Origin of the sequence: Streptococcus mitis, assembly GCF_009496205.1 — a bacterium.
Lineage (GTDB): Bacteria > Bacillota > Bacilli > Lactobacillales > Streptococcaceae > Streptococcus > Streptococcus mitis_BN.
The window spans coordinates 1-9,372 of record NZ_WIJO01000066.1; the positions used below are offsets into that span (position 1 = coordinate 1).

General features: G+C 40.5%; 8 protein-coding genes and 1 other RNA gene. 2 read left to right on the forward strand and 7 right to left on the reverse strand.

Annotated elements, in window-relative coordinates; all coding sequences use genetic code 11:
• Positions 1-127: 127 nt before the first annotated feature.
• The 7 genes from GEZ85_RS09070 to GEZ85_RS09100 form a co-directional block, all read right to left on the reverse strand.
• The gene (locus GEZ85_RS09070) at positions 128-817 is read right to left on the reverse strand and encodes a response regulator transcription factor (RefSeq protein ID WP_033686437.1); all 690 of its coding nucleotides are present in this window, start codon (positions 815-817) and stop codon (positions 128-130) included.
• 11 nt (positions 818-828) lie between these two features.
• Complete coding sequence (gene gndA / locus GEZ85_RS09075) at positions 829-2,253, reverse strand: NADP-dependent phosphogluconate dehydrogenase (RefSeq protein ID WP_125411082.1); 1,425 nt, start codon at positions 2,251-2,253, stop codon at positions 829-831.
• A 75-nt stretch (positions 2,254-2,328) separates the two neighbouring features.
• Positions 2,329-3,717 (reverse strand): cell division site-positioning protein MapZ, encoded by a 1,389-nt coding sequence (gene mapZ, locus GEZ85_RS09080; protein ID WP_153210099.1) that lies wholly within the window; start codon positions 3,715-3,717, stop codon positions 2,329-2,331.
• 12 nt (positions 3,718-3,729) lie between these two features.
• Positions 3,730-4,887, reverse strand: a complete 1,158-nt coding sequence (locus tag GEZ85_RS09085; RefSeq protein WP_084929904.1) for a THUMP domain-containing class I SAM-dependent RNA methyltransferase — start codon at positions 4,885-4,887, stop codon at positions 3,730-3,732.
• 84 nt (positions 4,888-4,971) lie between these two features.
• An RNA gene (gene rnpB / locus GEZ85_RS09090) (RNase P RNA component class B) lies at positions 4,972-5,352 on the reverse strand.
• A 20-nt stretch (positions 5,353-5,372) separates the two neighbouring features.
• Positions 5,373-5,702, reverse strand: a complete 330-nt coding sequence (gene gpsB / locus GEZ85_RS09095) for a cell division regulator GpsB (RefSeq protein ID WP_191962423.1) — start codon at positions 5,700-5,702, stop codon at positions 5,373-5,375.
• 72 nt (positions 5,703-5,774) lie between these two features.
• Positions 5,775-6,302 carry an SLOG family protein gene (locus GEZ85_RS09100; RefSeq protein WP_084929903.1) on the reverse strand — a complete coding sequence of 176 codons (528 nt, stop codon included), beginning with the start codon at positions 6,300-6,302 and terminating at the stop codon, positions 5,775-5,777.
• 66 nt (positions 6,303-6,368) lie between these two features.
• Here GEZ85_RS09100 and recU point away from each other — a divergent pair, with 66 nt between their 5' ends.
• Entirely contained in the window at positions 6,369-6,965 is a 597-nt protein-coding gene (gene recU / locus GEZ85_RS09105; protein ID WP_084888131.1) for a Holliday junction resolvase RecU, read from the forward strand.
• Positions 6,962-9,142, forward strand: coding sequence for a penicillin-binding protein PBP1A (gene pbp1a / locus GEZ85_RS09110; RefSeq protein WP_153210098.1), 2,181 nt, complete (start codon positions 6,962-6,964; stop codon positions 9,140-9,142). The genes recU and pbp1a overlap by 4 nt, the downstream gene beginning before the upstream one ends.
• The last annotated feature ends 230 nt before the right edge of the window (positions 9,143-9,372 follow it).

The window sequence follows — 9,372 nt, forward strand, 5'->3', positions numbered from 1 at the left end:
GATTTCGAAACTTTGAAAACTTCAAAAAAAGGATTTTTATTGCTCTGAACATCAAAAAAGAAAGGGCAAATTTTGTCCTTTCTCGAGCTTAGCTTTTCTTCAACCCACTACAGTTGACAAAGAGCCTCTATTCTTGCATGGTGTAACCAACACCACGAACTGTTTTAATGTAGCTTTTTTGACCTTTTACATCAAGCTTGCTACGTAGATAACGGATATAGACATCCACGATATTTGTTTCGGTCGCACTTTCATACTTCCAGACACTTTCCAACAACTGCTCACGAGTCAGAACTTTCTTGCTCCCCATAAGAGTAGCCAAGAGGTCATACTCGCGACGAGTCAAAGCAATCATCTCCTCGCCACGATAAACGGTATGATGTTCTACATCCATACGCAGATTACGGTAAGACGTTGGAACCTTCATCTGACTACAGTGTTGGTCGATAAAGTCCCTACCTCGGAAAATCGCTGAAATACGAGCCACCAAATTATCAATAATAACTGGCTTATAGATATAAGAAACGGCAAAGCGTTGGATTGTCTCAATCTGATCTTGCAATTCTTCGCGATGGTCCAAGACCATGATCACTGAGGCTGGCTTAGTACGACTCAGCTTGTCTGCAAAATCCTGGGCTGTCATATCCCCCAGACGAGCATTCAATAAAATCAAGTCATAGTCTGTCTGAAGAGCCATGGAGAGGGCTTTTTGCCCCTCCTCAACCTGATCAACTCGGTATTGCTCTTTTTGGAGTTCCAAACTTAAAAAATGAGCTAGATTTCGTTCTTTCTCAAGTAATAAAATCCGTTTCCCCATGGCAGACCTACTTATTTTTCGTCATACCAAGAGTAGTGGAATGTTCCTTCTTTGTCTTTACGTTGGTAAGTGTGGGCACCAAAGTAGTCACGTTGCGCTTGGATCAAGTTAGCTGGAAGGTCAGCTGAACGGTAGCTATCAAAGTAAGTAATAGCTGCTGAGAAAGTTGGCACTGGCACACCAGCTTGAACAGCAAGAGCTACGATGTCACGCACTGCTTGTTGATACTTAGCAGTAACATCCAAGAAGTACTCATCCAAAAGAAGGTTAGCAAGGTCTGCATCACGGTTGTAAGCATCTGTAATCTTTTGCAAGAAACGAGAACGGATGATACAGCCATCACGCCAGATAGATGCGATGTCTGCGAATGGCAAGTTCCAGTTGTTTTCTTTAGAAGCTACACGCAATTGAGCAAAACCTTGTGCGTATGAAATGATTTTTGAGAAGTAAAGAGCTTGACGGATTTTTTCAATCAACTCAGCCTTGTCTCCTTCAAATTGGAAGGCAGCTGGTTTTGGAAGAACCTTGCTAGCATGTACACGTTCTTCTTTGTAAGTTGAAATGTAACGTGCAAATACTGACTCAGTGATGAGTGACAATGGTACACCAAGGTCAAGTGATGATTGGCTAGTCCATTTACCAGTACCCTTGTTACCTGCGGCATCAAGGATGTAGTCTACGATTGGTCCATCTTGGCCTTCATCGTCTTTACGACTCAAGATATCAGCTGTGATTTCGATCAAGTAGCTGTCCAATTCACCCTTGTTCCACTCAGTAAAGATTTCAGCCATATCTTCTGCAGAAAGGCCTAGCAAGTGTTGCATCAAGTCATAGCTTTCTGCAATCAATTGCATGTCACCATACTCGATACCGTTGTGGACCATTTTCACATAGTGACCAGCTCCATCAGGACCGATGTAAGTCACACATGGTTTGCCATCTTCTGGTGCTTTAGCTGAGATTTCTTCAAGAACATCTGCAACCAATTCGTAGGCTTCTTTTTGTCCACCAGGCATGATAGAAGGACCTTCAAGGGCACCTTTTTCACCACCAGAAACCCCAGTACCGATAAAGTTGATACCTGAGTTTGCCAATTCTTCATTACGACGGATTGTATCTTTGTAGAAAGTGTTTCCTCCGTCAATCAAGATATCACCCTTGTCAAGGTGTGGAAGAAGGGCTTGAATTGTAGCATCTGTACCAGGTCCAGCTTGAACCATGAGCATGATACGACGAGGTTTTTCGATTGAGTTTACAAAACTTTCAACGTCATAGCTTGGTACAAAGTTCTTTTCAGGATGGCAAGCAATTACATCTTCAGTTTTTTCTTTACTACGGTTGTAAATAGCAACTGTGTAACCACGAGATTCAATATTAAGGGCAAGGTTACGACCCATTACGGCCATACCTACGACACCAAAGTTAGCTTTTGTCATTTGACACTCCTCTTGTTTAATTTGTTTTATTTTATCATTTTTACTTTTGAAAAGAAAGAATTTTGTAACGACTGCTTAGTAGTCCAAAGCATCCGCATGTCCAGAACCATTTCCAACAAAGTATCCTGTCTTACAGTTAAGGGTAAAGAGATAGGTTCCATCTGGCTTGTAGAGGTTGTAATAACCATTGCCATTAACGATATTAACACGTTCAAGGATATATTGGTTACCAGTGATATAACCACGTGAGCGTGAAGTTGCTAGGATTTTTTCCAAGACACCATCCGCGAAATCCCAGGCAGAATTATTGCTATCATCAACAGCTGATTGATTGAACGGCACACGACTCGAAGCTCTCTGGAGGTCAACTCCAGAACTTGATAAACCACCATGGCTATCATCACGTGCAGAAACCGAACTATTTGTTGAGGCGCTTGAAGATGGACTTGTGTTGTCTGTAGTGCTCTCTGTTGATGAACTTGAACTTTCTTGACTTGAGCTTGAGCTAGAACTTGAAGCACTTGTTTGTTGACTCTTACCTAGACTGATAGCCTTATCTAGCACTTTATCAATCTCCGTATTTCCAGTTTTAATATCTGTAAATTTAGCATCTGATTTAGCTTTAGCGTTAGTGTCCAAAACTCCATCTACAATAGCTGGCTTATCAAATTGAGCATTGACACCTTGAATGGCCTTGATTTGAGTTGCTAGACTATCATACTTAGATTTTGCAAGCGTATATTCACGACTACCTTCTAGCTTATCAAGCAAGGTTTTAAGTTGACTCAGTTTATCAAACTGGCTATTCTTCAAAGCCGTTTTGTTGCTATCTGTATAGAAGGCATCATATAAATTATTGAATTCTTCCACATCTGACTGCGTGTTTGTAGTTGATTGAGAAGTTTGGATTTCCTTGGTCGAACGAGTCACTTGACGATAAACATAATAACCAGTTCCAAGGATAAGAACCACTAAGGCTGCTAGAATACCGTAAAGCACCCATTTCTTCTTACTTTTTCCATCTTCACTATCTGTGACTCGATAAAGTGTTGGAATATCTTCAGTCTCAGAGGCTTCAACAAGAGGAGTTTCTGAAACTCGTGTTAATTCTAAATCATCAAACTGACTCAACTCATCTTCTGGAGCTGGAGAATCTACTCCTGTTCCCTCACGAAGCTCTTGAAGTAAATTATCTAGAGTCTGAGTCTCCTCTATCTCTTCTACCTCTTCTTTTTCAACTAAATCATCCTTGCTAAACTGACGCGTTTCAAACTTATCTGCCTCAATTTCATCTTTATGTTGTTTCACATACTTGTCCAAGATAGAATCTCCAGGCAATACACCTGCTTCCACCTCTTCATTTTTTAGCATGGCTTCTCCAACCGTTAGCTCTTTGGCATCATCAAAATCAAATTGCGCTTCTTGATGTTCTGCTTTATGACGATTCCGTCTTTTCTTACTCATGAGTTGTCCTTTCTACTTTACTTCCTGGCGTTTAACACGCTGACCAAAATATTGATACAAATCAACTTTTAAGGTTCCATTGTACAACTTACGTTTCTTGTCCGCCTGACTACCGTACTTGGTCTCAAAGGCTTCATCACTAGTTAGGATAAATTTGCTCCACGTTTTCAGCGGTGCAAATACTTGCCCCATCTCAGCATAGAGTTTGGTAACCCCTACATCATCTGACAAGCGTTCCCCATAAGGCGGGTTGGAGATAATCACTCCATTGATTTTATCGGAACGTAAATCCTGCACGCGCATCTGCTTAAAGGTAATATCACCTGCGACACCTGCGGCCTGAGCATTAGCCTTGGCAATTTCCACCATACGTGCATCGATATCGCAACCCATGATATCTAGCTCAAGCTCACGATCTACTTTTTTGGCTGCTTCTGTGCGAACTTCTTGAATCAAGCGATCGCTAATCCAGTTCCATTCCTCAAATGCAAAGGAGCGACGAAGACCTGGAGCCATCTTTCGAGCAATCATGACAGCCTCGATACAGAAAGTCCCCGAACCACAAGTTGGGTCAATTAAGGGCTTGTCTGGATACCAGTTAGAAAGTTGCAAAATAGCTGCTGCCATATTTTCCTTGATAGGAGCCCCACCTTTTTCTGTACGATAGCCACGTTTAAAGAGACTGGATCCTGTCGTATCAATCATGACCGTTGCTATGTCTTTGAGAATAGAGACCTCAAGCTTGAACTCAGGACCATTCTCCATCAGAGGAACGCCTTCTGGACGGGCATAGTGTTTCTGCAATTTCTTAACAACAGCCTTTTTTGAAATTGCCTGTACACTGGGTTCATTGTGAAGCTTAGATTTAACACATTTGGCTTTTGAAATCGGGAATCGAGCTCCGAGTGGTAAATAATTTTCCCAATCTAGGGCGAAAACTCCCTGAAACAACTCCTCAAAAGTCTTAGCAGGAAAAGTTCCTACGATGATCTTGATACGGTCTGCCGCCCGAAGCCAGAGGTTGGTCTCGATAATAGCTCTCATGTCTCCTTGAAAACGAACACGACCATTTTCAACTTGACAATCGTAGCCCAACTCTCGCACTTCTCGTCCCACAACAGCTTCAAGACCTGCTGCCACAGTTGCAATTAAATTAAATTCTTTTTTCATGTTACAGTCTTGCAAGACCTTTCTATATGTCCACTTTAAAAAATGAGGTTGAGAAAATTTCTCAGCCCCAACCTATATGCAATTTTCTATAAGCCATGTTTTGTTCCAGAAGTGACTAGGACCACTTCCTTCGATAATCATCTGTCTACCACTAACAGCTCTAGCTGATAGCAGTCAGAATACTACGTTCGTTTCCGCGTACTCCATGCCCCGACCAAAATTTGGGTTGCTAGCTTGAGGGGTTTACCGCGTTCCACTCTCTCCGTTTCCAGAAAGACTCCGTCACTGTGGCACTTTCAAGCCTACTCTGGCCTATCCAAGGACTTAGCCATTTCAACTGCCGTAACGATTTCTCGTCCCTAGGCTTATGGTTTCGCCTAGCACAAACACTACAGGCATCACAGCCTGTGCTAGCATGGACTTTCCTCATGAGAAGAAATTCTCCTCACGCGATTATCCAAAAATTGCACATTTCAAACGAGCTCTTATAAATCAGAGTTATCCAAAATTTGTTTACCAAATACTTCTTTCTCAAGACGATTCAAGCGTTTCAAAATATCAAAATTCGTCATAGAGCTTGTAGTTGCCGCTTCAATAGGCTCTGCTTGAACTGGTGAAGGTTTCGGTTTACGAGCTAATTCTTCCTTCAACTCTGCAATTTCTTGACGGAGAGACTTGACTAAGGCAGCATAAGTTTCATAGTCCTTGATGACATCGTCCAAAAATTCATCAACTTCAACCTTACTATATCCACGGACTTCACGTCCAAACTCTTGCTCAAAAATATCTTTTGCTGAAAAAATAATACTTGCCATCTCTCGCTCCATTCTCGGTTTCTAATAGTATTATTATATAAAAAAAGGCAAACAAAAATCAAGGTCAAAGGCTTACTTTTCAGAAAAATTTTCTGCTAGCTCATTTAAGTCTTCAAACGTTAGCTTTTTTATGCGATAACCTTCCTGATTTTTCATCAAGTTATCCATAAATTTTAGTTTGGTCTCATTTTCTGGGTCATAGAAAAAATAAGCTAAATCAGTATTTTCCAGTAAAAATTGTTGATAATCACGCAGTTGCCCTGTATGTTCATATTTGGGATAGGCATATTTGACAAAGTCTACCTGCTTAAAGCGACTCAGTTTAAGCTGATTGGCTTCATTCCAATTTTCCCCGTGCGTTTCAAAATCAAAAATGGTGGCCAACTGGAAACCGTATTCGGTCTTCATTTCCTGAGCAACCTCTAAAACCCAATATTCAAAGCCCAAAGTCCCTGTAAATACAAGCCAAGTCATCCCATCTTCTGCCATAGCTTCTAAATCCCTACGTATTGCTTTTTTAATCAATTTAATACGAGGATCCTTGTCAGAAAACAAACCCAAATCAAAAGCAGAATAGCCTAAAACCAAAGCTGTAGTCATTTTTAACCCTTTCTGTGCAAATTTATGATATAATAGAGTGATGTTATTGTACCAATAAGGAGAAATATGGTCAACTACCCTCATAAAATTTCATCAAAAAAAAGCCAAACATCCATTTCTCAACCAAAAAATTTCGCAAATCGAGGAATGACTTTTGAAAAGATGATCAACGCTACCAACGACTACTATCTGACGCATGGCATGGCCGTTATCCATAAAAAGCCGACGCCTGTTCAAATTGTCCGAGTAGACTATCCTCAACGTAGTCGAGCCAAAATTGTAGAAGCCTATTTTAGACAAGCTTCCACAACAGATTACTCTGGCGTGTATAGAGGACATTACATTGACTTTGAAGCCAAGGAAACGCGACAAAAAAATGCCATCCCAATGAAGAATTTCCATCTTCACCAGATTCAACATATGGAACAAGTTCTAGAACAAAAGGGCATTTGCTTCGTACTGCTTCATTTTTCTTCTCAACAAGAAACTTATTTATTGCCGGCATTTGATTTGATTCGCTTTTATCATCAAGATAAGGGTCAAAAATCAATGCCACTTGGATATATTCAAGAATACGGATATTTAGTAAAGCAAGGAGCTTTCCCTCAAATTCCCTATCTCGATATTATCAAAGAACATTTACTAGGTGGTAAAACAAGATGAATAAACAAACTATTCTGCGATTCTTAAAGTATATTGGAATTACATTCCTTACCTTATTTATCGCATTATTTCTATTAGGTGGAGGTGCCTTCCTCTACTTTGTTAGCAAGGCTCCAGCCTTATCTGAAAGTAAATTAGTTGCGACAACTTCTAGCAAGATTTATGACAACAAAAACGAACTGATTGCTGACCTTGGGTCTGAACGTCGCGTAAATGCTCAAGCAAATGAAATTCCTACTGACTTAGTCAAGGCAATTGTGTCTATCGAAGACCACCGTTTCTTTGACCATAGAGGTGTTGATACTATTCGTATCATGGGGGCAGCATTGAGAAATCTACAAGGAGGAGGTCTACAAGGTGCCTCAACCTTGACACAACAATTAATTAAATTGACTTATTTTTCTACTTCAACTGCTGATCAAACCTTGTCACGTAAAGCTCAAGAAGCTTGGCTAGCCGTTCAACTAGAGCAAAAAGCAACCAAGCAAGAAATCCTGACCTATTACATCAATAAAGTCTACATGTCCAACGGTAACTATGGAATGCAAACCGTAGCCCAAAATTACTATGGAAAAGACTTGAAGGACTTAAGCTTGCCACAGTTAGCACTCTTGGCTGGAATGCCTCAAGCTCCAAACCAATATGATCCTTATTCCCATCCAGAAGCTGCTCTAGAGCGTCGTAACTTGGTACTTTCAGAAATGAAAGGGCAAAAATACATTAGTGCAGAAGATTATGAAAAAGCTATTAATACTCCCGTCACTGACGGTCTCCAAAGTTTGAAGTCAGCCAATAGTTATCCAGCTTATATGGACAACTACCTCAAAGAAGTAATCGACCAAGTTGAACAAGAAACTGGTTACAACCTTCTTACTACAGGTATGGAAGTCTATACTAATGTCGACAAAGATGTTCAGCAGCGACTTTGGGATGTTTATAACACAGATGAGTATGTCGCTTATCCAGATGATGAACTTCAAGTAGCTTCTACTATCGTTGATGTAACAAATGGTAAAGTCATTGCTCAGTTAGGTGCCCGTCACCAATCAAGTAATGTATCTTTCGGAATCAACCAAGCCGTTGAAACCAACCGTGACTGGGGTTCTACTATGAAACCAATCACTGACTATGCTCCCGCTTTAGAATATGGAGTCTATGACTCTACTGCAACTATTGTACATGATGTTCCTTATAACTATCCTGGTACTGATACTCCCGTCTACAACTGGGATAAAGGCTACTTTGGAAATATTACAATTCAGTATGCACTTCAACAGTCACGTAATGTCACAGCTGTTGAAACCCTAAATAAAGTTGGTTTAGACAGAGCGAAAACCTTCCTAAATGGCTTAGGTATCAATTATCCAAGCATCCACTATGCAAACGCCATTTCAAGTAATACAACTGAATCTAACAAACAATACGGTGCAAGCAGTGAAAAAATGGCTGCTGCTTATGCTGCCTTTGCCAACGGTGGAATTTACCACAAACCCATGTATATCAATAAGGTCGTCTTCAGTGACGGTAGTGAAAAAGAATTTTCAGATGCTGGTACACGAGCTATGAAAGAAACAACTGCTTACATGATGACCGAAATGATGAAAACCGTCTTGGCATACGGAACTGGTCGTGGAGCCTATCTCCCATGGTTAGCGCAAGCTGGTAAGACAGGTACTTCTAACTACACAGATGATGAAATTGAGAAACACATCAAGAACACTGGCTATGTAGCTCCAGATGAAATGTTTGTTGGTTATACTCGTAAGTATTCTATGGCTGTATGGACAGGTTATTCGAATCGTTTAACTCCTATCGTTGGAGATGGTTTCCTAGTTGCAGCTAAGGTTTATCGCTCAATGATAACGTATCTATCAGAAGATACTCATCCAGAAGACTGGACGATGCCAGACGGACTTTTCAGAAACGGGGAATTTGTATTCAAAAATGGAGCTCGCCCAATATGGACTGAACCCTCTACTCAACAAAGTTCTACACCTGCTCTGGCAAATCAGTCTCCAGAGACCTCAACCTCTCAGTCAAGTGTAACGACACCAAACACAAACACAAATTCAAATACATCTACTCCCCGTGCTGGAACCAATGAAAATACGGCAACACAACAACCAAGTACCAATCAAGGTCAGCCTAATCAAAATTCTCAGCCAGTACAACAATAAATTACCAACCACCCCAAAATTGGGTGGTTTTACTATCTTTTTATTTGAAAAAAGACAGTAAAAAGCTCAAAAAATCATTTCCTGTGCTATACTGTAATTGAAATTTGGCTCTTTGTCAACTGTAGTGGGTTGAAGAAAAGCTAATATCTAGAAAGGACAAATTTCGTCCTTTCTTTTTTGATATTCAGAGCGATAAAAATCCGTTTTTTGAAGTTTTCAAAGTTCCGAAA